Source organism: Photobacterium sp. GB-1 (assembly GCF_003026165.1).
Taxonomy (GTDB): domain Bacteria; phylum Pseudomonadota; class Gammaproteobacteria; order Enterobacterales; family Vibrionaceae; genus Photobacterium.
The window spans coordinates 113553-138088 of the sequence record NZ_PYOB01000006.1 but is presented as its reverse complement, the minus strand read 5'-3'; the positions used below and the strand labels follow the sequence as shown (position 1 = coordinate 138088).

Genomic DNA, 24536 nt, shown 5'->3' with positions numbered 1-24536 from the left:
ATCAACAACTAAGCACAATGACTAAGCTGGTTGTTGAATGATCACTTCATCCGCTTTCTTAGTGTAATCTTCCATACGGTGGAAGTTTAAGTAACGGTAAGTATCCGCCGCTGTTGCATCAATTTGTTTCGCGTATTCTAGGTATTCTTCCTTCGTTGGAATACGACCTAAAATAGCACCAACTGCAGCAAGCTCAGCTGAAGATAGGTAAACATTGGCACCTGTACCTAAACGGTTCGGGAAGTTACGGGTTGATGTCGACATCACTGTCGCCTTATCTGCAACACGTGCTTGGTTACCCATACACAGTGAACATCCCGGCGTTTCAATACGAACCCCAGCACGACCAAAGATACCGTAGTAGCCTTCTTCCGTTAGCTGATCTTTATCCATCTTCGTTGGTGGTGCGACCCACAAACGTGTATCTAGCTGACCACCAAATTTCTCTAGCAGTTTACCTGCTGCACGGAAGTGGCCAATGTTCGTCATACATGAACCGATAAACACTTCATCAATTTGTGTACCTTGAACGTCAGACAATAAACGCGCATCATCAGGATCATTTGGCGCACATAGAATTGGCTGATTGATATCTGCCAAGTCAATTTCAATCACGTGTGCGTATTCAGCATCGCTATCTGCGGTCATTAGCTCAGGATTGGCTAACCACTCTTCCATCGCAGTAATACGACGCTCAATGGTACGACGATCGCCATAACCTTCAGAAATCATCCACTTCAGCATCACGATGTTTGAATTTAAGTATTCTGCAATCGATTCTTCAGAAAGCTTAACCGTACAACCTGCCGCACTACGCTCTGCCGATGCGTCTGATAGCTCAAATGCTTGCTCAACCGTTAGGTGCTCAACACCTTCGATCTCCAGTACTCGACCAGAGAATTCGTTGATCTTACCTGCTTTCTCAACGGTCAGTAGACCCTGCTGAATCGCGTAGTATGGGATCGCATGAACCAGATCACGTAGCGTGATACCTTCTTGCATCTCACCTTTAAAGCGAACCAGAATAGATTCAGGCATATCTAACGGCATAACACCTGTTGCCGCAGCAAAAGCGACAAGGCCAGAACCAGCTGGGAATGAAATACCTAATGGGAAACGGGTATGTGAGTCACCACCTGTACCAACGGTATCAGGCAGTAGCATACGGTTTAGCCATGAGTGAATAACACCATCACCCGGACGAAGTGATACACCACCACGATTCATAATAAAATCAGGTAATGTGTGGTGAGTATTAACATCAATCGGTTTCGGATAAGCCGAGGTATGACAGAACGACTGCATCGTAAGTTCAGCAGAGAAACCAAGACATGCTAAGTCTTTTAATTCATCACGAGTCATAGGACCTGTGGTATCTTGCGAACCTACCGTTGTCATCTTAGGCTCACAGTAAGTGCCTGGGCGAACGCCTTCAACACCACATGCTTTACCTACCATCTTCTGCGCTAAGGTATAACCCTTACCGCTATCTTCAACCGCAACAGGACGACGGAAAATATCCGATGATGGTAAACCCAATGATTGGCGCGCACGATCGGTTAGGCCACGACCAATGATCAATGGAATACGACCACCCGCACGTACTTCATCAATCAGCACATCTGTTTTTAGCCCAAAAGTAGACACTAGCTCATCACTTTCGTGACGACGAACTTCACCTTTAAATGGGTACACATCAATCACATCACCCATCGCGAGTTGAGTTACATCAACTTCAATCGGTAGTGCGCCTGCATCTTCCATCGTATTAAAGAAGATAGGAGCGATCTTGCCACCTAAAACATAACCACCCGCACGCTTGTTCGGTACATAAGGGATATCATCACCCATGAACCAAAGTACGGAGTTAGTCGCAGACTTACGAGAAGAGCCTGTACCTACAACATCACCAACATAAACAAGCTGATGACCTTTTTCTTTTAACGCTTCGATTTGCTTGATCGGACCCACAGAGCCTTGTTGATCAGGCACGATACCTTCACGTTCATTTTTCAGCATCGCAAGCGCGTGAAGTGGGATATCTGGACGAGACCATGCATCAGGTGCTGGTGATAAGTCATCGGTGTTGGTCTCACCTGTGACTTTAAATACAGTCAGGGTGATTTTTTCAGCCAATGCTGGTTTAGATAGGAACCACTCAGCATCAGCCCATGATTGGAGAACTTGCTGAGCAAATACATTGCCTGCTTTTGCTTTTTCTTCTACATCGTAGAACGCATCAAACATCAATAATGTATGAGATAACGCTTTAACTGAAATCGGAGCTAGCGTGTCATCATCAAGTAAAGAAATAAGTGGTTCGATATTGTAACCACCTTGCATTGTGCCGAGTAACTCTGCGGCTTTTTCTTTACTTACGATAGGTGATTGCGCGTCACCTTTAGTGATCGCTGCAAGGAAACCCGCTTTTACGTATGCCGCTTCATCAACGCCCGGGGGAATACGATTTTCTAGTAGATCCAGCAGAACACTTTCTTCGCCTGCTGGCGGATTTTTTAGTAACTCAACAAGAGCGGCAACCTGTTCAGCATCCAATGGTTTAGCAACAACCCCTTCAGCAGCACGCTCTTCGACGTGTTTACGGTAGGCTTCAAGCACGACATATTCCTCATATTACGGTCTGGCACCATAGGCCAAACATCCTTGGAAGTGAGTGATCTCTAGATTCTTATAATCATGTTTTGCTGAACATTGTCAGAGCCAAAACCCTTTAGGAGAGACCAAAACTGTGCAGTATTATACCATTTTTAACGTAAACTTAAAAACTACTGCTTTTTTACAACATTCACATTTTAGGAAAATTCTTTGTTCATAATGTGTAAAGCGATCCTCAATATTTATAACGCATAAAATAAAAGACGCTTGTTTCATATTAGTTTTATTTTCTCTTTTTTAGCTACAGGTCATATTTAGTGACGTAAATCACTAAAGTTTTGTAACAAATTTGCAGATACATAACGGCGTATTTTCATTTCATTGATCAGTATTGCGTTGTCACGTTGTGCATGGTCTGCTCATTTGCTCATAAATATAAGCCGTTTTATGAATTACAAACATTTAAGTATCAAATCCATGATGGTCAAACCGTTGTTGGCGAAGCACGTAATACCATAAATCAACTGTCATCGGATATTAGCCAAGTCAGCGATGTCATTGACTCACTGGCAAGTAATACCCAGTCGATTGGTAGTATTTTAGATGTGATCCGTGGGATCTCAGAACAAACTAACCTACTTGCCCTTAATGCCGCGATTGAAGCAGCACGTGCTGGCGAACAAGGACGAGGGTTTACGGTCGTGGCCGATGAAGTGCGTAATCTTGCTAGTCGTACTGCCGATTCTACCGACGAGATCCAAGCGATGATCAACCGCCTCCAGCAAGAAGCATCCAATGCCGTGGTTGCGATGGAGCAAAGCCGTCAGCTGTCTGAAAATGGGGTATCAGCTTCTGATCAAGCATCTGTTGCTTTAGTGTCGATTTCTGAGCGTATTAGTTTAATTGCCGATATGAATACCCAAGTGGCTACCGCGACAGAAGAGCAGTCAACCGTGGTACAAGACATTAATTGTAATATTGAAGAGATAAATGAAACCACTCAGCTAACCGCAGAAACAGCCGCGCAATTAGCCGATTCAAGCCAAGCATTACGTCAACTATCACAACGCCTTGATGACATGGTCGGTACCTTTAAGGTTAGCATTGCTACACAGCAGACAACAAAAAAGCGCCCTTAGGCGCTTTTTTATTATCATAACAAGTAGTAATTACTTCTTACGCTTTACCGCTTTTGCATTTGGAAGGTCAGTGATAGAGCCTTCAAATACTTCAGCAGCAAGACCTACTGATTCGTGTAGTGTTGGGTGAGCGTGGATAGTTAATGCGATATCTTCAGCATCACAACCCATCTCGATCGCTAGACCGATTTCACCAAGTAGTTCACCACCGTTAGTACCTACGATAGCACCACCGATCACACGGTGCGTGTCTTTGTCGAAGATCATCTTCGTCATACCGTCAGCACAATCAGATGCGATAGCACGGCCTGATGCCGCCCATGGGAATGTAGCAACTTCGTAGTTGATACCTTCCGCTTTCGCTTCTTTCTCAGTCTTACCAACCCACGCAACTTCTGGCTCAGTATAAGCAATTGAAGGAATAACTTTAGGATCGAAGTAGTGCTTCTTACCAGAAATAACTTCAGCCGCTACGTGACCTTCATGCACACCTTTGTGCGCTAACATTGGTTGACCAACAACATCACCAATTGCGTGAATGTGAGCAACGTTAGTACGCATTTGCTTATCAACGTTAATAAAGCCACGCTCATCAACATTGATACCCGCTTTTTCAGCGTCAATCAGTTTACCGTTTGGCACACGACCGATAGCAACAAGAACAGCATCGTAACGAACAGGCTCAGCAGGTGCTTTTTTGCCTTCCATCGTTACATAAATACCGTCTTCTTTTGCTTCAACAGCTGTTACTTTCGTTTCAAGCATCAGGTTGAATTTCTTCGCGATACGCTTAGTAAATACTTTAACGATATCTTTATCCGCAGCTGGGATCACTTGATCGAACATCTCAACAACGTCGATTTGAGAACCTAGCGCGTGGTAAACCGTACCCATTTCAAGACCGATGATACCGCCGCCCATAACAAGTAACTTCTCAGGAACTTCTTTAAGCTCTAGCGCATCTGTTGAATCCCAAATACGTGGGTCTTCATGCGGAATGAATGGTAGTTCGATTGGGCGAGAGCCCGCCGCGATAATCGCGTTATCAAAGTTAACCGTTGTTGGGCCATCAGCACCTTCAACAACAATGCTGTTAGGGCCAGTAAATTTACCGTAACCGTTCACAACATTAACTTTACGCATCTTAGCCATACCGCCAAGACCGCCAGTTAACTGAGTAATTACTTTATCTTTCCACAGACGGATCTTATCGATGTCTGTTTGTGGTTCACCAAAAACAACGCCGTGCTCAGCCATTGCTTTTGCTTCTTCGATAACTTTCGCTACGTGAAGTAATGCTTTTGATGGGATACAACCCACGTTAAGACATACACCACCTAGTGTGTTGAATTTTTCAATTAGAACCGTATCTAGACCTAAGTCAGCGCAACGGAATGCAGCAGAGTAACCAGCAGGGCCTGAACCCAACACCACTACCTGGGCTTTAATTTCTTTACTCATTATGACCTCGTTGTAAGTCTTATATCCCTAACAAGCTATCAGGTAACTTTTACGTATTTATATACGTTTATCTTTCAGATGGACAACAAGTCTACAGACCTGTTAACAGAGTGAAAAATAAATTACTGCAGCCTGTGAGCTACACAACAATTCCATGCCTACGCATTGTAGGCATGGCGTTGTGGATGTGAAACCTTAAAGTACTAAACGACGGATGTCTGATAGACAGCCATTTAGGTAAGTGATGAAGCGCGCACCTTCAGCACCATCAATCACACGGTGATCGTATGATAGTGATAATGGAAGTTGTAGACGCGGTTCGAACTCTTTACCGTTCCATACTGGTTTCATTTCAGACTTAGATACACCTAGGATACCTACTTCTGGTGCGTTCACGATTGGTGTGAATGCAGTACCACCTAAGCCACCAAGGCTTGAGATAGTGAAACAGCCGCCTTGCATATCAGATGCAGTTAGCTTACCAGCACGTGCTTTCTTAGAAATAGCCATTAGCTCTTCAGATAGCTCGTAGATACCTTTCTTGTTCACATCTTTAAATACAGGAACAACTAGGCCGTTTGGCGTATCGACTGCGATACCGATGTTCACGTATTTCTTCAGGATCAAGCTCTCGCCATCGTCAGATAGAGAAGAGTTGAATGAAGGGAATGCTTCAAGTGCTTTAGCAGCCGCTTTCATGATGAACACAAGTGGTGTGATCTTCATGCCAGAGTCTTTCTTCGCTTCAATCGCGTTTTGCTCTTTACGGAATGCTTCAAGCGCAGTGATATCTGCGTTATCCCACTGTGTAACGTGAGGGATCATTACCCAGTTACGGTGTAGGTTAGCGCCAGAGATCTTCTTAATGCGAGATAGTGGCTTAACTTCAGTCTCACCAAACTTGCTGAAATCAACTTTCGGCCAAGGTAGTAGACCAAGCGCTGCGCCATCGCCTTTACCTGACGCAGAAGCTGCTGCACCAGACTCAAGACGCTTAAGTGCATCTTTAACGAAGTTTTGTACGTCTTCTTTAAGAACGCGGTTCTTACGGCCAGTACCTTTAACTTTCGCAAGGTTAACACCGAACTCACGAGCTAGACGACGAACAACTGGTGATGCGTGTGCGTATTCGTTGTTTTCAACGAAATCACCTGTTGCTGCAGGCGCTTCAGCTTTTGCTGGAGCCGCCGCAGGTGCTGCCGCTTGAGCCACAGGAGCCGCTGCAGGTGCTGCAGGTGCTGCACCAGCAACCGGAGTGCCGGCCACTTCAAATACCATGATTAGTGAGCCAGTAGAAACCTTATCGCCTTCTGCGATCTTGATTTCTTTAACTGTACCAGCGAATGGTGCAGGCACTTCCATAGAAGCCTTGTCACCTTCAACAGTGATTAGCGATTGCTCTTCTTCCACTGTATCGCCAACAGATACCATGATTTCAGTAACTTCTACTTCGTCACCACCGATATCAGGAACGTTAACTTCTTTCGCTGCAGATGCTGCTGGTGCTGCTGGAGCAGGCGCTGCTGCTTGAGCAACAGGTGCAGAGCCAGCCACCGGAGTGCCGGCCACTTCAAATACCATGATTAAAGAACCAGTAGAAACCTTGTCGCCTTCTACAATTTTGATTTCTTTAACTGTACCAGCGAATGGTGCAGGCACTTCCATAGAAGCCTTGTCACCTTCAACAGTAATTAGAGATTGCTCTTCTTCTACTGTATCGCCAACAGATACCATGATTTCAGTACATTCAACTTCATCACCACCGATATCTGGAACATGAACTTCTTTCAGTTCAGCCGCTGCTGCTGGAGCTGGAGCAGCAGGCGCTGCTTCAGCCACAGGAGCAGGTGCAGCTTCAGCTGCACCCTCGGCTTCGAAAATCATGATTAGAGAACCAGTAGAAACCGTGTCGCCTTCAGCAACTTTGATTTCTTTAACGATACCCGCTTGAGAAGCAGGAACTTCCATTGAAGCTTTATCGCCTTCAACAGTGATCAGTGATTGCTCTTCTTCAACCTTGTCGCCAACGCTAACAAGAATCTCAGTTACTTCAACCTCATCCGCACCGATGTCTGGTACATTAATTTCGATTGCCATTTTTAATTTGCCTCTTATGCGTATAGCGGGTTGATCTTGTCAGCGTCGATATCGAACTTAGCAATTGCATCTACAACTACAGCGTTATCAATATCGCCACGTTTAGCGAGTTCAGAAAGTGCAGCAACAACAACGTAGCCAGCATTCACTTCGAAGTGACGACGTAGGTTTGCACGGCTATCAGAACGACCGAAACCATCAGTACCAAGAACCTTGTAAGACTCAGATGGCATGAATGCACGTACTTGTTCTGCGTAGTTCTTCATGTAGTCCGTTGCAGCGATTGCAGGCTCAGAACCCATTGCAGTTGTTAGGTAAGGAACCTTCTTCTCTGCAGTTGGGTGAAGCATGTTGTAACGCTCACAATCTTGACCATCACGAGTTAGTTCGTTGAATGATGTTACAGAGTAAACATCAGACGCTACACCGTACTCTTCACTTAGGATCTGTGCCGCTTTACGTACTTCGTTCATGATAGTACCAGAGCTCATTAACTGAACTTTAGACTTATCACCAGCGTGAGACTCAAGCTTGTAAATACCCTTACGAATGCCTGCTTCAGCGCCTTCTGGCATTGCTGGCATTGCGTAGTTTTCGTTCATTACTGTTAGGTAGTAGTAAATGTTCTCTTGATTTTCACCGTACATGCGACGAATACCGTCTTGCATGATAACCGCTAGCTCGTAAGCAAACGTTGGATCGTAAGAGATACAGTTAGGTACTGTATTTGCAAGAATATGACTGTGGCCATCTTCGTGCTGTAGACCTTCACCGTTCAGTGTTGTACGACCAGCAGTAGCGCCTAGTAGGAAGCCACGTGCTTGTTGGTCACCTGCTAGCCATGCCATGTCACCAATACGTTGGAAACCGAACATTGAGTAGTAGATGTAGAATGGGATCATTGGAAGATCGTTGGTGCTGTAAGATGTTGCAGCAGCAACCCAAGATGCCATTGAACCTAGTTCGTTGATACCTTCTTGAAGTACCTGACCAGATGTTGCTTCTTTGTAGAAAGAAACAATGCCTTTATCTTCTGGTGTGTAAGTTTGGCCATCTGGGTTGTAGATACCAACCTGACGGAACAGACCTTCCATACCGAACGTACGCGCTTCATCACAGATAATTGGCACGATGTTCTTACCGATTGCTTTATCTTTAAGAAGAATATTTAGCGCACGAACATAAGCCATAGTGGTTGAAATTTCACGCTTCTGCTCACTTAGTAGTGGCGCAAATGCATCAAGCTCAGGCACTTTAAATTCTTGAGTAAACTTAGGACTACGCTTAGGTGTGTAACCGTGTAGCGCATCACGACGAGCGTGTAAGTAGTTGTACTCAGCAGAGCCTTCTTCCAGTTTTAGGTAAGGCAGAGCCTTAAGATCTTCTTCAGAGATAAGATCTTGTAGACCTAGACGATCACGTAAGTATTGAACGTGAGTCATGTCCATCTTCTTAACACCGTGAGCGATGTTCTTACCTTCAGCCGCTTCACCCATACCGTAACCTTTAACAGTCTTAGCTAGGATCACCGTTGGCTTACCGCTTGTTTCTTTTGCATTGTTAAATGCTGCAAATAGTTTCGAAGAATCGTGACCACCACGCTTCAGCTCGAAGATTTGCTCATCAGTCATGTCAGAAACAAGTGCTGCAGTTTCTGGGTACTTACCAAAGAAATGCTCACGTACGTAAGCGCCATCTTTAGATTTGAACGTTTGGTAGTCACCATCGATAGTTTCGTTCATAAGCTGTAGAAGCTTACCCGTCGTATCTTTTGCTAGTAGTGCATCCCAGTTGTTACCCCAGATCACTTTAACAACGTTCCAACCAGCACCTTTAAATAGACCTTCAAGCTCTTGAATGATCTTACCGTTACCCATTACTGGGCCGTCTAGACGCTGTAGGTTACAGTTGATAAGGAAACATAGGTTGTCTAGTTTCTCACGCGCAGCGAAAGAAATAGCACCACGTGATTCTGGCTCATCCATCTCACCATCGCCCAAGAACGCGTATACGCGCTGAGCTGAAGTATCTTTAAGGCCACGACCTTCTAAATACTTAAGGAAACGCGCTTGGTAGATCGCAGAAATTGGACCTAGGCCCATAGAAACCGTTGGGAACTGCCAGAATTCAGGCATTAGTTTAGGGTGTGGGTATGAAGGAATACCTTTACCATCAACTTCTTGACGGAAGTTATCTAGCTGCTCTTCAGTTAGACGACCTTCAACAAACGCACGAGAGTAAATTCCTGGAGAAATGTGACCTTGGTAGTAAACCAAATCACCGCCATCAACATCGTTAGGCGCACGGAAGAAGTGGTTGAAACATACTTCGTAAAAAGCAGAAGCAGACTGGTAAGAAGCCATGTGGCCGCCTAAGTCTAAATCTTTCTTAGATGCACGTAGAACGATCATGATTGCGTTCCAACGGATGATAGAACGGATACGACGCTCTAATGTTACATCACCTGGATACGCGGGTTCTTGTGCTGCTGGAATTGTGTTGATGTAGTTTGTGTTTACGCCAGTCGGCATATCTACACCATCTAAACGAGCTTTTTCTAATACTTGCTCAAGTAAGAACTGTGCGCGTTCTACACCTTCTTCACGGACTACTGATTCAAGTGCTTCTAACCAATCTTGAGTTTCCAGTACATCCACGTCACTTTTCATGACTTCAGACATGCGATCTATCCTTTCGTTGATAATCTACTAACAATGTCGCGACTAGGTCTAACTTCGTTTTTAGGTATGAAGTTAAGACTCTAACCCGTCCTTGCGCTGTTGAATCCGACGAAGAGAGCGTTCACGCCTGCTATCTTCACGCGATAAATCCAACAAGGTTTCCTCGATGTAAGCCAAATGTGCGTGCGATGCTTCACGGGCCTTTTCAGGCTCACCAGAAACAATCGCCTGCACAATATTAGCTCGGTGCTTTCTTACTTTCTCCACCACCTCAGGTCGGCGGTTTAGGAGTTCGAAATTTTGTAATACGTTTTGCTCAAGTAGCGGCGCTAAACTACGAATAATATGCAGTAACACCACATTGTGAGCCGATTCTGTTACCGCAATAAGATATTGCATCACCGCGCTAGCTTCTAAGGGTAAATCCCCTTGTTGCTGCGCGTCTTGAATACGCTGATGACAATCGCGAATGCGAACAAAATCTTCTTCGTTACCTCGCAATGCCGCAAAATAAGAGGCTAAGCCTTCTAGTGCATGGCGAGCTTCCAATAAATCTAATTGTGTTTCCGGATGAGTCGCTAATAGATCCAATAAGGGTTCAGAAAAACTTTGCCATAACTTTTCTTTTACGAATGTTCCGCCGCCTTGGCGACGAGTAAGCAAATGCTTTGCTTCTAAACGTTGGATCGCCTCACGAACGGAAGGACGAGAAACATCGAATTGTTTTGCCAACTCTCGCTCTGGAGGTAATTGCTGACCTGGGGACAAAATTCCCTCTAAAATCAAGCGCTCCAATTCCTGCTCAATAGCATCAGAAAGCTTTGGTTGTTTAATGCGTTTATAAGTCATTTTTATCGACGCTTCTTATATTAATCCCGTTTCATAAAGACCGAATCATCGGATAATTGGTATTACCAATTATTTTACCGGGTGAAAGTTTACAGAAATAAATAAAGATGTCCACACGCAACTTGATTGAAATCATAGAACGAAGTTGGTTTTAACAAAAAATTAAACTTTTGACTTATTAATAAAACATTACATATTCAGAGCTAGAAACAGCCAAGCAACGAAAAAGGTGATAGGAAGGAATAAAAAGCAGAGTGATTATGAAAATTGGTCAGACCAATTTGACCAATTTCCATTCGTAAATAAAACTTTAGTCTAATAACTGCCCTTTTAAAGCTGTTTTTTAAACCGTCGCCAATCAAACGATAAACCAGGATCGGTTTTTCGTCCAGGGGCAATAAATTCATGCCCTGTTACACGCTCTCGGGTGATAGCGGGATAACGGCTCATCAAAGATTGAGTCAATTTTGTCAGCATTTGATATTGTTCAGAAGTATACGGCAGGTGATCTGTGCCTTCTAATTCGATGCCAATTGAAAAGTCATTACACTTATCCCGATCATCAAACTTTGATACCCCCGCATGCCAAGCACGCTGATTAAAAGGCACAAACTGCACTATTTCACCATCTCGGCGTATCAAACAGTGAGCAGAAACACGAAACTGATGAATAATTTCAAAATACGGATCATCTGCAGGGTTTAATTGCCCAGTAAACAGCTGCTCAATATAAGGACCACCAAATTTACCCGGTGGTAAGCTTATATTATGTACCACCAGCAATGACATCTCGTCATGAGGTCTATTATCACAAAAAGGGGATGGCACACGCCTTGCTGTCTGTAACCAATGATCATCGTTAATCAATAACGTCATAATCCATCTTCTATTTACGTGTTACTAAAACCAAATTAGCAGGTAAAGTATCATTAGCTTATATTGAAAAGCCAATTTCCTCTCATCGCTTTTGCCTATCGCAGTAATAGATAGAAACAACCAAATATTTGGTGATTAACATTCGATTAACCCGTATTCACTTTATCCTACTCCTTTCTCACGGTATGATTTGCGCCATCATTCGCAGCACTTTTGCTGCTAAACGTGCAATGGATACAAGAAGACAGATATGGAACACAAACACGATAGTAGTGCCCGCCTCGCTTACCTAAAACAACTTCTCCCAATCGAAATCAGCCGTACTGTTGCCGATACACTTCGCGAAGATTTAGGTGGTGAGATTAATGCCAGTCGCGATATTACAGCCAATCTAATTCCTGCCGATAGCCAAGGCGTTGCCACCATCATTACCCGCGAACATGGCGTATTTTGCGGAAAAATGTGGGCTGATGAAGTATTTAAGCAACTCGGTGGTGAAGTAAATATTGATTGGCACGTAGAAGATGGTGATGTGGTTGAGCCTAATCAAACCTTGTGTACCCTATCTGGCCCGTCACGAGCGCTGCTTACTGGCGAGCGTAACGCGATGAACTTTATCCAAACCCTATCCGGTTGCGCGACATTAACTGCTGAATATGTCAAGCAGTTAGAAGGCACCAACACTCGCCTACTCGATACCCGTAAAACTGTTCCTTGTCTGCGTAGCGCATTAAAATATGCAGTGACTTGCGGTGGTGGCTTTAATCACCGTATTGGCGTGTTTGATGCCTACCTTATAAAAGAGAACCACATCATTGCTTGTGGTGGTATTGAGCAAGCCATCACTACAGCGAAACAGCTTAATCCAAATAAACCTGTCGAAGTAGAAACAGAAAGTCTGGCAGAGCTAAAACAAGCCATTGAAGCCGGCGCTGATATTGTGATGCTGGATAACTTTACCTTAGCCATGATGCGTGAAGCCGTCGCTTTTAACGCTGGACGTGTGGCATTAGAAAACTCAGGTGATATTACCCTTAGCAATATCCGTGAATGTGCTGAAACGGGGGTGGATTACATTTCCGTTGGCGCACTGACTAAGCACGTTAAAGCGATGGACTTATCGATGCGTTTTAAATAGCGCTTCTCTACTATCAACTTTTTATGACAAAAATATTTAACTGACACCTTAATTTATAAAGAAAGAGAAAAATAACCACTGATTTTTCTCTTTCTACTTCACATCTTACTGAATTTTATAAAAATCAAATCTAATTACGAGCGGTTACTCGCTTTGAGCTTTGCAACTTCTGTAACACACAATTTATTTTTACCACCCGTGCCGAGCTATCCCTTTTTCGTTATTCACTCTAACAATAAAGCCTCTATTCTGAACTTAATTCCATTCGCGAATTTATGAAGTTAACTCATTTATTATTTTGTTACTTAAGGACAGAGAAATGAAAAAACAACAGGGTTTTACACTTATTGAATTGATGATCGTGGTGGCGGTTATTGGTGTGCTTTCTGCAATTGCGATTCCACAATATCAAAAATATGTAGCAAAATCACAAACAGGAGTGTCGTTAGCTACTATTTCTGCTTTAAAAACCAATATTGAAAGCGCTATTGCTGAAAATGGAACATTCCCGACTCTTGCAGCAACTAGTGGAGGAAATACTACCTTGGGAATTCCAAAGACAGATCTTGGCACTATAGCTCTTGCACCAACACAAGGAGCTTCTGGCGCTGGTGGTACTATTACATATGCTTACTCATCAAATGCAAGTAAACTTCTTGGTACAGGTAAAACTTTAAAATTAACACGTGACGATAATGGCGATTGGGATTGTACTACAACAATTACTGATACTTCTCTTGTAGCTAAGAACTGCCAATAATTTAAAATGCAAACCAACCTCGCTTCCATCTTGGCTCAGGCTAACTTAATTAGTCCAGAGCAAGAACAACAAGTGATCGAGTTTGTGACGGCGGAAGGGATTAACGTCCCGACCGCCTTAACCCGTTTAGGTATCCTTAGTGATGTAGATTTAGCTGATAACCTCGCTAATTTATTTGGACTACAAAAAGTCGATGTTCACCACTATGACTATGATGGCTGTTGTCAAAGTGTCTACCAACGTGAATTAGTGCTACGTCACCGAGCCCTACCATTAACCCAAGATGCTAATAGCCTATTTTTAGGTATCAGCGACCCTACTAATGTGGATGCGCAAGACGAATTTCGTTTTGCAATCGGTAAAACCGTTGAGTTTCTAGTATTAGAAAACAAACAATTAGAATCTGCCATTCGCCGTGTTTACGGCAGCGATATTGGGGAAACCAGCCACAGTAAACAAGTCAGTGATGCCGATTTAGGGGAACTGGTTGAAATCAGTGATGGCGAACTCGATGACGCCACCGATTTAAGTCAAGACAGCGCCCCTGTTACCCGTTATATCAACCAAGTATTATTAGATGCAGTACGCCGAAAAGCCTCCGATATTCATTTTGAACCTTATGAACATAACTACCGGATTCGCTTTCGCTGTGACGGTATTTTGCATCAGCACTTAACCCCACCATCAAGCTTATCGCGCCGTTTATCGACCCGCTTAAAGGTAATGTCGAAGCTCAATATTGCCGAGCGTCGTCAGCCACAAGATGGACGAATAAAGCTAAAACTCTCTGATAATTTGGCGATTGATTTACGTGTATCAACCCTGCCCACCCTATGGGGAGAGAAAGTCGTACTACGGATATTAGATAGCTCAGCCGCTAATCTTAATATTGATATTTTAGGCTATAACGATAAACAAAAATCCGATTATTTAACTGCCCTTGAGCGCCCACAAGGGATGATATTAATTACCGGTCCAACAGGTAGCGGTAAAACCGTCTCGCTGTATACTGGGCTCAATATTTTAAATACCGAAGAGCGCAATATTTCGACTGCCGAAGATCCAGTAGAAATTAACTTACCCGGTATTAACCAGGTACAAATTAATCAACAAGTCGGTTTAAGTTTTGCCGATGCCCTGCGTTCATTTTTGCGTCAAGATCCCGACATTGTAATGGTAGGGGAAATTCGTGATTTAGAAACCGCCTCCATTGCAGTAAAAGCCGCCCAGACCGGGCACTTGGTATTATCTACGCTACATACCAACTCTGCCGCTGAAACCATTACCCGTTTAACCAATATGGGAGTGGAAGATTTTAACCTCGCTTCATCACTGAGCTTAATCATCGCCCAGCGCCTTGCCCGTCGCTTATGTAAAAGCTGTAAACAGCCACATCCGCTTGATCCAATTACCTGTCAGCGATTAAACCTGCCGCAAAATTCCAGTGTGTATAAAGCTAATAACGCAGGGTGCGATGATTGCAATAAAGGCTACGCAGGCCGCGTTGGTATTTATGAAGTGATGGTGTTTAGCCGCGAGATCGCCGAAGCCTTAATGACCAATGCTACCGCCCTACAATTAGAAGATATTGCCGCCCAGCAAGGGATGAAACGGCTTAAAGAATCCGGCATTGAAAAATTAACCGATGGCATTACCAGTCTTGCCGAATTACAACGGGTATTACAATTATAACCTTCCCTACTTTGTATTAATTGTTTAATAGAGAATTCCGCTTATGAGTACAGCAGCCACTAAAATTCGTTATTACAACTGGCGGGGAACCAACCAAGCAGGACGTAAAGTCTCAGGCACCACTTTAGGCTTTCAAGAACAAGAAGTGCGTCACCAACTGCTTGAACAAAAAATTGTGGTCAAAAAAATAAAGAAAACCTCGCCCTCTTTTCTGACCAAAATACGTGATCAAATGAAAGGGGAAGATGTCACTGCGGTAACTCGTCAGCTTGCCACCATGATCGAATCTGGCGTGCCTGTAGTGCAAGCTCTACAACTAATGGCAAGCAGTTATAACAAAGCCGAAATGCGCGCTACCTTGCTCCAAATTACCACCCAAGTCGAATCTGGTGCTTCGCTTTCTAGTGCGATGCGATCAAGCTCGCCTCTATTTGATAAATTCTTCTGTGATTTAGTCGCCACTGGAGAGCAAACAGGTCACCTCGGTCAAGTCTTTGCGCGCATTGCTGTATACCGTGAAAAAAATGAAGCGATGCGCAAAAAAGTTATCAAGGCGATGATTTATCCTGCAATGGTCACATTAACTGCGGTGCTTGTTACTGTATTAATGCTAGTCTTTGTTATTCCTCAGTTTGCTCAAATTTTTTCAAGCTTTGGTGCTGAATTGCCGCTATTTACCCAGATAGTTGTTCATGCTTCAGATTTTCTTATCGCTTATGGCGTCTATCTTGGGGCTGGTGTTGGAATAGCCGTTTTCCTTTACCGTTATTTTTATAAAAAATCTGATGATTTTCGTTATAAAGCCAATAAATTCGCCCTAAAACTGCCTATCTTTGGCGATGTGTTATTAAAAGCAACGATTGCTCGTTTTTCCCGCACCTTAGCCACTACTTTCATGGCAGGTATTCCATTATTATCCGGCATTCAATCAGCAGGAAGAACCTGTGGTAACCTGTATATCGAAAAGGCAATCGAAGAGGTTTATGAAAGTACTGCTGGCGGTATGCCACTGTATTTAGCTCTGCGTCAATCAGGGGTCTTTCCTGAGCTCATGCTGCAAATGGTGATGATAGGTGAAGAATCAGGTTCACTCGATGACATGCTGAATAAAATGGCGCAAATCTATGAAGCCGATGTTGATAATACCGTTGATAACCTCGGGCAAATTTTAGAACCTTTCATTATTATTATTTTGGGTGGCTTAATTGGTGGCTTACTGGTTGCTATGTATATGCCAATTTTCACAATGATGAGTGTTATCGGTTAAGACTATTTAAGTAACCACCTTATAAGTTAATCACTGTATTCATTTCCCATAATCATCGGCTAGGAACACCTAGCCGTTTGCCTTACAATAACCGCCTAATTTTTAAGAGATCCTCACATGGCAGTACTTTCCTATTACCCTTGGTTATATCCCCTTTTTGCCGTTATTTTTGGTCTGTTAGTCGGCAGTTTTTTAAATGTGGTGATTTACCGCTTGCCGATCATGATGGAGCGTCAATGGCGTAAAGAATGCCAAGAATGTTTTCCTGAAATGGATAACCAGCCAGACGATTCGGTCTTTAATTTAAGTGTGCCACGTTCACGCTGCCCACACTGCAATCACGCTATTAGTGCGCTGGAGAATATTCCAGTGATCAGCTGGCTTGCTTTAGGCGGAAAATGCAAAGAATGCAAAGCGCCTATTAGTAAACGCTATCCTGCAATTGAATTACTGACCGCAGCATTGAGCTTAACCGTATCACTGATGTTGCCACCAACATGGTGGGCAATCGCGGTGATCTTTTTCACCTTCGCGTTAATTGCGCTTACCTTTATTGATATCGATAAAATGCTCCTGCCCGATCAAATTACCTTACCGCTAATGTGGGCGGGTATTTTGCTCTCTGTAATGGGTATTAGCCCTGTATCACTAACTGATTCGGTGATTGGTGCAATTGCGGGTTACTTATCGCTGTGGAGCGTATTCTGGGTCTTTAAGTTACTGACTAAAAAAGATGGCATGGGCTATGGCGACTTTAAATTGCTCGCCGCATTAGGTGCATGGCTTGGCTGGCAATTACTACCGTTTGTAGTGTTACTCTCATCTTTAGTCGGCGCGCTGTGCGGTATTGTATTACTGAAAATGCAAGATGCCGATAACCAAACCCCGTTCTCATTCGGCCCTTACCTTGCGGTTGCGGGTTGGATTGCATTGTTATGGGGCGAGCCTATTGTGAATTGGTATGTTACTTCGTACTTAGGAATGTAGATAATGAGTATTGTCATTGGCCTAACAGGCGGAATTGGTAGCGGTAAAACCACGGTTGCTAACTTATTTGCTGATAACTACGGCATTGATATTATTGATGCCGATATTGTTGCACGTGAAGTCGTCGAGCCGAATACCGTCGGTTTGAACACTATTATCGAAAAACTTGGTGCTGATATTTTACTTAAAGATGGTACGTTAAATCGGGCAAAACTGCGTGAGGCTATTTTTAGTCAACCTGAATTAAAGCAATGGTTAAATGAGCTACTTCACCCTTTGATCCGTGAAAAAATGCTCCATGATATTAAATTAAGCAAATCTCCCTATTGTTTATTAGTCGTGCCATTGATGGTTGAGAATAATCTACAAACCCTCACCAATCGTTTATTGGTTGTTGATGTCGATGAGCAAACCCAAATCGAACGAACACAACAACGTGATAATGTCTCAATTGAGCAAATCAAAAATATCTTAGCGAGCCAAGCAACGCGCCAACAACGGTTGGATGCCGCAGATGATGTCATTACTAATTTTGGTGATAGTCCAGCATTAACATTACAAATCGCGCAACTTCACAGGCAATATCTCAAAATGGATCATGAGCTGTAGTAAAATGACGTCTTAACTATGATAATTCTTATTACGATCTTGGCTCCTGTTTGGTATTCCCTTTATGCAAGCTACGCAAATGACGCGCTATGAACACCCTTTGACAGAAAAAGTCCGTATTTATTTACGCCTTGATTATCTCTTGCAACAAATGCATCACAGCAGCAACCAAAATGATCCTTGGCAATATAAAATCTTCTTCCATGCCCTTTTTGATTTGCTTGAGATCTTAGACCAAGTACAAGTTAAAACCGATCTTGCCAAAGATATAGAGAAACAACGTCAGCAACTGATGAATTGGTTAAACATTGATGGTGTTGACGAGTATGCGCTGCAACAAATGATCGATTCGATGGAGCAAGCCCATAAAGCGTTAATTTCATCTCCTCGCCTAGGACAGAATCTACGAGAAGATCGTTTTCTTTCCAGTATAAAACAACGTTTCTCGATTCCAGGTGGTAGTTGTTGTTTTGATCTGCCGTCATTACATCACTGGCTGCACCTTAGCGATGAACACAAACAACAGGCAATGAAAAGCTGGTTACATGAGCTTTCAGAACTTAACGAAGCACTCAATCTCTGGTTGAAGTTAACCCGAGAAAGCGCACAATATAAAACCAATCATGCCCGTAATGGCTTCTTCCAGTATGACGCTGAAGATGCCTGTTTATTACGGCTAGAAATTTGCGCTAAAGATGGCGTTTATCCTATGATATCGGGACATCGTAGTCGCTTTGCTATTCGTTTCTCTCCCTTTGTGGAAGGAGATCCTGTCGCAAGCGATATTGAATTTAAATTAGCCATTTGCTGAGGTTTTTGTGTCTCAATCAACAACCAATACCAATATTACTGTCGTAAAGTGTCCTACCTGTAAAACTGAAGTGGTTTGGGGTGAGCAGAGTCCATTTCGTCCTTTTTGCTGCAAACGCTGTCAATTGATCGATCTTGGCGAATGGGCGGAAGAAGAAAAATCTATTCCCGGTGCACCTGATCTATCAGATTCAGATGGCTGGTCTGACGATATGGGTTACTAACAGTATGGATAAAAAGCAAGTTTGGATTGCGGCAGGCATTATTTTAGATACAGAGAAAAAGCATATTTTCATTACCCGCCGTGCCGATAAAGCGCATCAAGGTGGCTTATGGGAGTTTGCTGGCGGAAAAGTAGAAACAGGTGAAACAGCAAAGCAAGCGGTTATCCGTGAACTGCAAGAAGAAGTCGGTATTCATGCCACTGACGTTGAACCTTTTATTAGCCTTGCTCATGATTATTCAGATAAATCATTAAAGTTTGATTTCTTTCTGATCCATCAATTTGATGGCGAAGCCTTTGGTAAAGAAGGTCAACCGGGGGAGTGGGTCGCTATCAATGCACTTGCTGATTACCCTTTCCCTGATGCTAATCAAGCTGTACTCGATAAAATACAGCAGTCTTTCGCTTAATAAATTAGCTGAAGATCCACTAGAATCTACATCATTAGCCTTGATTTTCAGCCAATAAAAAAGTCGCCCTAGAGCGACTTTTTTAGTATCTACAATAAAAACAATCTTAATTGATCTTACCGTGACATTGCTTGTACTTCTTACCAGAACCACAAGGACAAGGCTCATTACGACCTACTTTACGCTCTTCACGCTCGTAAGTACCTTGTTGAGCTTCAGGCTCTTCTGATGACTCATCAGTGATTTGGCTTTCTGCACTTTGATGCTGGAACTGTTGACGACGTGCTAGCATTTCTGCCATTTGACGACGCTCTTCTTCCATGCGATCAACTTCTTCCTGCTGCTGTACACGTACCTTACTTAAGATAGAAACAACATCACTCTTCAAGTTATCTAGCATTTCTTCAAACAGTTCAAACGATTCACGCTTGTATTCCTGCTTAGGGTTCTTCTGTGCATAACCACGTAAGTGAATACCTTGACGCAAGTGATCCATTGCCGCTAAGTGTTCTTTCCATAGCGTATCAAGGTTCTGTAGCATCACTGTTTTCTCGAAGTTACGTAGCACTTCAGCACCAACAACTGATTCTTTCTCACGGTAAACTTCAAGCGCTTTTTCTACAATGCGCTCACGAAGTGCTTCTTCGTAAAGTTTATCTTCGGTATCAAGCCAGTGTTGAATTGGTAACTCAAGATCGTAATCATCTTTCAGGCGAGTTTCTAGCCCTTTGATATCCCACATTTCTTCAAGCGATTGTGGTGGAATATAGCTATCCATTAATGCATTTAGCACGTCTTCACGGTTGTGCTCAATCATTTCGCTGATATCTTCAGCATGCATTAATTCATCACGTAATTCGTAAACCACTTTACGCTGATCGTTAGCAACATCATCAAATTCAAGCAACTGCTTACGAATATCGAAGTTACGACCTTCAACTTTACGTTGCGCGTTCTCGATAGCCTTTGATACCCAAGGGTGCTCAATCGCTTCGCCTTGCTCCATACCTAACTTCTTCATCATGCCTGAAACACGATCTGAAGCGAAGATACGCATTAAGCCATCTTCCATAGATAAGTAGAAACGAGAAGAACCTGCATCCCCCTGACGACCCGCACGACCACGTAGCTGGTTATCGATACGACGAGATTCGTGACGCTCAGTACCAATGATGTGCAAGCCACCTGACGCTAAGACTGCATCATGTTTTTCTTGCCATTTGGTTTTGATCTTCGCGATTTGATCATCAGTTGGATTATCGAGTTTTTCAACATCAGTCTTCCACGAACCACCCAGCATGATATCGGTACCACGACCGGCCATGTTAGTTGCAATAGTTACCGCACCCGGCGCACCCGCTTCTGCGATAATATCCGCTTCTTTTTCGTGGAATTTTGCGTTTAGTACGTTATGTTTAATGCCTTCTTTCTTAAGCGCATTAGACAGTAACTCTGATTTTTCAATCGATACCGTACCCACCAAACAAGGCTGACCGTTTTGTACACGCTCTTTGATATCTTGGCTAATTGCAGCAAACTTTTCAGTTTCTGTCATGTAAACCAAGTCACCGTTATCGATACGCGCCATTGGACGGTTAGTAGGAAGTACAACCGTATCTAGACCGTAGATAGACTGGAATTCAAACGCTTCAGTATCAGCCGTACCTGTCATACCAGAAAGCTTATCGTATAAACGGAAGTAGTTCTGGAAAGTAATCGATGCTAACGTTTGGTTCTCGTTTTGGATCTTCACGCCTTCTTTCGCTTCAACTGCTTGGTGAAGACCTTCTGACCAGCGACGACCCGGCATGGTACGACCAGTGTGTTCATCAACGATGATCACTTCGTCATCTTGAACGATGTAATCAACGTCTTTTTCAAAGAGTACGTGTGCACGTAAACCCGCATTTACGTGGTGCAACAAGCTAATGTTTGCTGGAGAGTACAAGGTATCGTGCTCTGCCATTAAGCCATTTTTAATCAATAGCTCTTCAACAAACTCCTGACCATTTTCAGTTAAATAAGCTTGCTTCGATTTTTCATCGACTGTGTAGTGACCTTCACCACGGTACTCTTCACTATCTTCTTTATCTTGACGAACTAGTAAAGGAATTAATTCATTGATCTTAATGTACATTTCAGAGCTGTCTTCAGCAGGACCTGAAATGATAAGCGGAGTACGTGCTTCATCGATTAAGATGGAGTCAACTTCATCGACTACTGCGAAGAAACGTTCGCGTTGAACACGATCTTCTGGACGGAATGCCATATTATCGCGCAAGTAGTCAAAGCCAAATTCGTTATTTGTTCCATAAAGGACATCTGCGGCATACGCTTCTTTTTTTGCCGGTGGTGACATATTAGGAACATTTACACCTACAGTCATGCCTAGGAATTCAAATAACTCACGGTTAGTTTCGGCATCACGTGCTGCTAGGTAATCGTTCACGGTTACGATATGAACGCCTTTACCTGTTAAAGCATTTAAGTATGAAGGAAGAGTTGCTGTCAGAGTTTTACCTTCACCGGTACGCATTTCTGCAATTTTACAATCATTCAATACCATACCGCCAAGCAGCTGGACATCGAAGTGGCGCATACCGTAAATACGCTTGGATGCTTCACGAACGGTCGCGAAGGCTTCTGGTAGTAGTTGATCTAGCGTTTCACCTTGCTCTAAACGCTCACGAAATTCAGCTGTTTTTGCTTTCAGCTCATGATCTTGTAGGCTTTCAAATTGAGGCTCTAGCTTATTGATTTGATCAACAATTTTGCGCATACGACGCAGAGTGCGGTCGTTACGGCTACCGATAACTTTAGTCAGTAGTTTTGATAACATGGCGATGCCGTTTTCTCTTTGTTATATCAGCGTATCTATTGCTGAATCGCTTAATCTGGTTTCATTCTCTGGGGGACCGTAAGCAATCCCTGTCCCACTAGAATCGCCACAATGGTGACTAAGAGGATAATCCTGAAACTGTGTCATACTAATATTGCGTCATGAAAACCACTTTTCAAGGGGGCTTCATCAATAACCATCACCAAATAAAACGAGATGGCAATTTAACGCTTAAATACAACGCTGGCAGTAACAACACTTGCAGGTACATCTTTCAAGATATATTAACCTATATGAGTGATATAATAAGTCATATTAGTGTCATCGCCTATGAGAAAAGCAGGCTTAACACTTTTTATATTCGCAAAATTAGGATCATATCCGCAATTTTTCAACTTTGAGCAACATCATTACTTAGGATCACAGACGATGAGAGATCACCGTCCCCAAACTACCGGGGATCTTTTAGAGCAAACTGGGCTTAATAATATTCAACAACGAGCTATCGCATTAAGCCAGTTAAATACCGCGGTAAAGCAGCATATCAATTGTGCTGAACATTGCCGTGTGAGTAATTATCGTCAAGGTATTTTAATTGTAGAAACTGAATCTGCAGCTTGGTCGATGCGTCTTAATTACGAACGCCACACTTTGATGATGAAGTTACGAGAAACGCTATTGCCTAAGTTGCAAGATATTGAAATAAAAGTGAACCCTTCTCTTGCTGCAGTACAGAAGCAGCAACAAGAAAAAATACCCGATATTATACAAAAGCCCATCACAGAAGTTGCTGCTCAGCACCTCTTAGCAACGGCCGCAACCGCGCCAGAAAAAGTAAAAAAACGCTTAGAACGCCTTGCTTTATTAGCACAAAAACAAAAACGTTAGTGTAAATAAAACCAGATACAAAAACGCCGAGCAACTGCTCGGCGTTTTTTAATTCTTTTCGCATTTGGTATTAAGCAAGAACCATTCCTGGTTGAGCAAAAGTAACCGGTACCTGCTGCTCATCTTCAAAAGTGGACCATTCATAGGCTTCTTGATCAGCAAGTACTGCACGTAATAACTGGTTGTTTAATGCATGTCCTGATTTATAAGCACGCATTTCACCAATAATGTTATGACCACACATGTAGAGATCACCAATGGCATCCAATACTTTATGAGTCACTAACTCATTGTCAAAACGCAAACCATCATCATTAAGAATACGATAATCATCCAGTACAATAGCGTTATCGAAACTACCACCTAAACATAAGTTTTGTGATTGTAAGTATTCGATATCACGCATGAAACCAAAGGTTCGAGCGCGACTGATATTTTTAACAAAAGACTTACTTGAAAAATCTAACACTAGACGCTGCTGATCTGATTCAATCGCAGGGTGGTTAAACTCGATAGCAAAATCCAGACGGAAACCGTTATAAGGAACGAGCTCCGCCCATTTGTCGCCATCTTCAATGCGAACAGGTTTTTTGATACGTAAAAAACGCTTAGGCGCATTCAACGTTTCAATGCCTGCAGATTGAAGCAGGTAGATAAATGGGCTCGCGCTACCATCCATAATAGGAATTTCAGGTGCGTTAACTTCGATAATCACGTTATCGATACCCATACCTGCTAGTGCTGCATTCAAGTGCTCAACCGTTGAAATACGCACGCCCTCTTCATTTACAAGAGCTGTACATAACATGGTATCACGCACAGAATCTGCATTTGCAGGAAAATCCACAGGAGGATTTAAATCTGTACGACGATAAATCACGCCTGTATTAGCGGCTGCAGGACGCAGAATAAGCGTCACTTTACGTCCAGAGTGGAGACCCACACCAGTCGTTTGCACAATGCTTTTAAGTGTACGTTGTCTGATCATCTGCTCATATCTCAACTGTTAAACAAACTTTTGTCACAAGCAACAAGGCTAAATAACACCCATTATCAGGCACAATTACGCGAAATGGGCATAAATAATACCATAAGCTACTAAATATCCAAAATAATTTGACATAGGCTAAGTGAGTGCCTTTAAACTAATCGTTAAAGGCACTAATAAGTTACTGATTATGTTGCGATAAAACC

At 43.1% G+C, this 24536-nt stretch carries 18 protein-coding genes and 1 pseudogene; 11 read left to right on the top strand and 8 right to left on the bottom strand.

Annotated elements, in window-relative coordinates; translation table 11 throughout:
• Window positions 1-21: 21 nt before the first annotated feature.
• On the bottom strand, window positions 22-2619 hold the full coding sequence (gene acnB / locus C9J45_RS08915; RefSeq protein WP_107246347.1) for a bifunctional aconitate hydratase 2/2-methylisocitrate dehydratase: 2598 nt from the start codon (window positions 2617-2619) through the stop codon (window positions 22-24).
• Between the two features lie 479 nt (window positions 2620-3098).
• Between acnB and C9J45_RS08910 the strand changes: the two are divergent.
• A pseudogene (locus C9J45_RS08910) lies at window positions 3099-3755 on the top strand (methyl-accepting chemotaxis protein); the annotation flags it as partial.
• Between the two features lie 30 nt (window positions 3756-3785).
• On the opposite strand, the gene lpdA reads toward C9J45_RS08910, so the two are convergent.
• The 5 genes from lpdA to ampD all read right to left on the bottom strand — a co-directional run bounded on the left by lpdA (window position 3786) and on the right by ampD (window position 11719).
• Entirely contained in the window at window positions 3786-5216 is a 1431-nt protein-coding gene (gene lpdA, locus C9J45_RS08905; RefSeq protein ID WP_107206570.1) for a dihydrolipoyl dehydrogenase, read from the bottom strand.
• Window positions 5217-5411: 195 nt separating this feature from the next.
• Window positions 5412-7313, bottom strand: coding sequence for a pyruvate dehydrogenase complex dihydrolipoyllysine-residue acetyltransferase (gene aceF / locus C9J45_RS08900; protein ID WP_107292444.1), 1902 nt, complete (start codon window positions 7311-7313; stop codon window positions 5412-5414).
• Between the two features lie 14 nt (window positions 7314-7327).
• Complete coding sequence (gene aceE / locus C9J45_RS08895) at window positions 7328-9994, bottom strand: pyruvate dehydrogenase (acetyl-transferring), homodimeric type (protein WP_107206568.1); 2667 nt, start codon at window positions 9992-9994, stop codon at window positions 7328-7330.
• 72 nt (window positions 9995-10066) lie between these two features.
• Window positions 10067-10843, bottom strand: coding sequence for a pyruvate dehydrogenase complex transcriptional repressor PdhR (pdhR, locus tag C9J45_RS08890; RefSeq protein ID WP_107246344.1), 777 nt, complete (start codon window positions 10841-10843; stop codon window positions 10067-10069).
• A gap of 330 nt (window positions 10844-11173) precedes the next feature.
• The gene (gene ampD, locus C9J45_RS08885; protein ID WP_107206566.1) at window positions 11174-11719 is read right to left on the bottom strand and encodes a 1,6-anhydro-N-acetylmuramyl-L-alanine amidase AmpD; all 546 of its coding nucleotides are present in this window, start codon (window positions 11717-11719) and stop codon (window positions 11174-11176) included.
• Between the two features lie 250 nt (window positions 11720-11969).
• On the opposite strand from ampD, the gene nadC reads away from it, so the two are divergent.
• From nadC to mutT, 9 genes are all read left to right on the top strand, one after another.
• On the top strand, window positions 11970-12857 hold the full coding sequence (nadC, locus tag C9J45_RS08880; protein WP_107292443.1) for a carboxylating nicotinate-nucleotide diphosphorylase: 888 nt from the start codon (window positions 11970-11972) through the stop codon (window positions 12855-12857).
• Between the two features lie 319 nt (window positions 12858-13176).
• Window positions 13177-13617 (top strand): pilin, encoded by a 441-nt coding sequence (locus C9J45_RS08875; protein WP_107292442.1) that lies wholly within the window; start codon window positions 13177-13179, stop codon window positions 13615-13617.
• Window positions 13618-13623: 6 nt separating this feature from the next.
• Complete coding sequence (gene pilB, locus C9J45_RS08870) at window positions 13624-15309, top strand: type IV-A pilus assembly ATPase PilB (protein WP_107292441.1); 1686 nt, start codon at window positions 13624-13626, stop codon at window positions 15307-15309.
• A 43-nt stretch (window positions 15310-15352) separates the two neighbouring features.
• Window positions 15353-16576 (top strand): type II secretion system F family protein, encoded by a 1224-nt coding sequence (locus tag C9J45_RS08865; protein ID WP_107292440.1) that lies wholly within the window; start codon window positions 15353-15355, stop codon window positions 16574-16576.
• A gap of 117 nt (window positions 16577-16693) precedes the next feature.
• Window positions 16694-17563, top strand: a complete 870-nt coding sequence (locus C9J45_RS08860; protein ID WP_107292439.1) for an A24 family peptidase — start codon at window positions 16694-16696, stop codon at window positions 17561-17563.
• Between the two features lie 3 nt (window positions 17564-17566).
• Window positions 17567-18172 carry a dephospho-CoA kinase gene (coaE, locus tag C9J45_RS08855; RefSeq protein WP_107292438.1) on the top strand — a complete coding sequence of 202 codons (606 nt, stop codon included), beginning with the start codon at window positions 17567-17569 and terminating at the stop codon, window positions 18170-18172.
• Between the two features lie 64 nt (window positions 18173-18236).
• Window positions 18237-18983: a cell division protein ZapD gene (gene zapD, locus C9J45_RS08850; protein ID WP_369917495.1), complete on the top strand. Its 747-nt coding sequence runs from the start codon at window positions 18237-18239 to the stop codon at window positions 18981-18983.
• 7 nt (window positions 18984-18990) lie between these two features.
• Window positions 18991-19206, top strand: a complete 216-nt coding sequence (gene yacG / locus C9J45_RS08845) for a DNA gyrase inhibitor YacG (protein WP_107206559.1) — start codon at window positions 18991-18993, stop codon at window positions 19204-19206.
• Between the two features lie 4 nt (window positions 19207-19210).
• A complete protein-coding gene (gene mutT / locus C9J45_RS08840; protein WP_107246333.1) occupies window positions 19211-19615 on the top strand; it encodes an 8-oxo-dGTP diphosphatase MutT in 405 nt (134 codons plus the stop codon).
• Window positions 19616-19721: 106 nt separating this feature from the next.
• On the opposite strand, the gene secA is transcribed toward mutT, so the two are convergent.
• Window positions 19722-22454, bottom strand: coding sequence for a preprotein translocase subunit SecA (gene secA / locus C9J45_RS08835; protein ID WP_107206557.1), 2733 nt, complete (start codon window positions 22452-22454; stop codon window positions 19722-19724).
• A 429-nt stretch (window positions 22455-22883) separates the two neighbouring features.
• Between secA and C9J45_RS08830 the strand changes: the two genes are divergently transcribed.
• Window positions 22884-23342, top strand: coding sequence for a DUF721 domain-containing protein (locus C9J45_RS08830; protein WP_199188055.1), 459 nt, complete (start codon window positions 22884-22886; stop codon window positions 23340-23342).
• Between the two features lie 70 nt (window positions 23343-23412).
• Here the strand turns inward: C9J45_RS08830 and lpxC are convergent, their stop codons facing one another.
• Complete coding sequence (gene lpxC, locus C9J45_RS08825; RefSeq protein WP_005371241.1) at window positions 23413-24330, bottom strand: UDP-3-O-acyl-N-acetylglucosamine deacetylase; 918 nt, start codon at window positions 24328-24330, stop codon at window positions 23413-23415.
• Between the last annotated feature and the right edge of the window lie 206 nt (window positions 24331-24536).

Excerpts from the sequence above, each read along its gene's own strand:
- lpdA (WP_107206570.1), bottom strand. The coding sequence starts at position 5,216 with ATGAGTAAAGAAATTAAAGCCCAGGTAGTGGTGTTGGGTTCAGGCCCT.
- aceF (WP_107292444.1), bottom strand. The coding sequence starts at position 7,313 with ATGGCAATCGAAATTAATGTACCAGACATCGGTGCGGATGAGGTTGAA.
- aceE (WP_107206568.1), bottom strand. The coding sequence starts at position 9,994 with ATGTCTGAAGTCATGAAAAGTGACGTGGATGTACTGGAAACTCAAGAT.
- pdhR (WP_107246344.1), bottom strand. The coding sequence starts at position 10,843 with ATGACTTATAAACGCATTAAACAACCAAAGCTTTCTGATGCTATTGAG.
- ampD (WP_107206566.1), bottom strand. The coding sequence starts at position 11,719 with ATGACGTTATTGATTAACGATGATCATTGGTTACAGACAGCAAGGCGT.
- nadC (WP_107292443.1), top strand. The coding sequence starts at position 11,970 with ATGGAACACAAACACGATAGTAGTGCCCGCCTCGCTTACCTAAAACAA.
- C9J45_RS08875 (WP_107292442.1), top strand. The coding sequence starts at position 13,177 with ATGAAAAAACAACAGGGTTTTACACTTATTGAATTGATGATCGTGGTG.
- pilB (WP_107292441.1), top strand. The coding sequence starts at position 13,624 with ATGCAAACCAACCTCGCTTCCATCTTGGCTCAGGCTAACTTAATTAGT.
- C9J45_RS08865 (WP_107292440.1), top strand. The coding sequence starts at position 15,353 with ATGAGTACAGCAGCCACTAAAATTCGTTATTACAACTGGCGGGGAACC.
- C9J45_RS08860 (WP_107292439.1), top strand. The coding sequence starts at position 16,694 with ATGGCAGTACTTTCCTATTACCCTTGGTTATATCCCCTTTTTGCCGTT.
- coaE (WP_107292438.1), top strand. The coding sequence starts at position 17,567 with ATGAGTATTGTCATTGGCCTAACAGGCGGAATTGGTAGCGGTAAAACC.
- zapD (WP_369917495.1), top strand. The coding sequence starts at position 18,237 with ATGCAAGCTACGCAAATGACGCGCTATGAACACCCTTTGACAGAAAAA.
- mutT (WP_107246333.1), top strand. The coding sequence starts at position 19,211 with ATGGATAAAAAGCAAGTTTGGATTGCGGCAGGCATTATTTTAGATACA.
- secA (WP_107206557.1), bottom strand. The coding sequence starts at position 22,454 with ATGTTATCAAAACTACTGACTAAAGTTATCGGTAGCCGTAACGACCGC.
- C9J45_RS08830 (WP_199188055.1), top strand. The coding sequence starts at position 22,884 with ATGAGAGATCACCGTCCCCAAACTACCGGGGATCTTTTAGAGCAAACT.
- lpxC (WP_005371241.1), bottom strand. The coding sequence starts at position 24,330 with ATGATCAGACAACGTACACTTAAAAGCATTGTGCAAACGACTGGTGTG.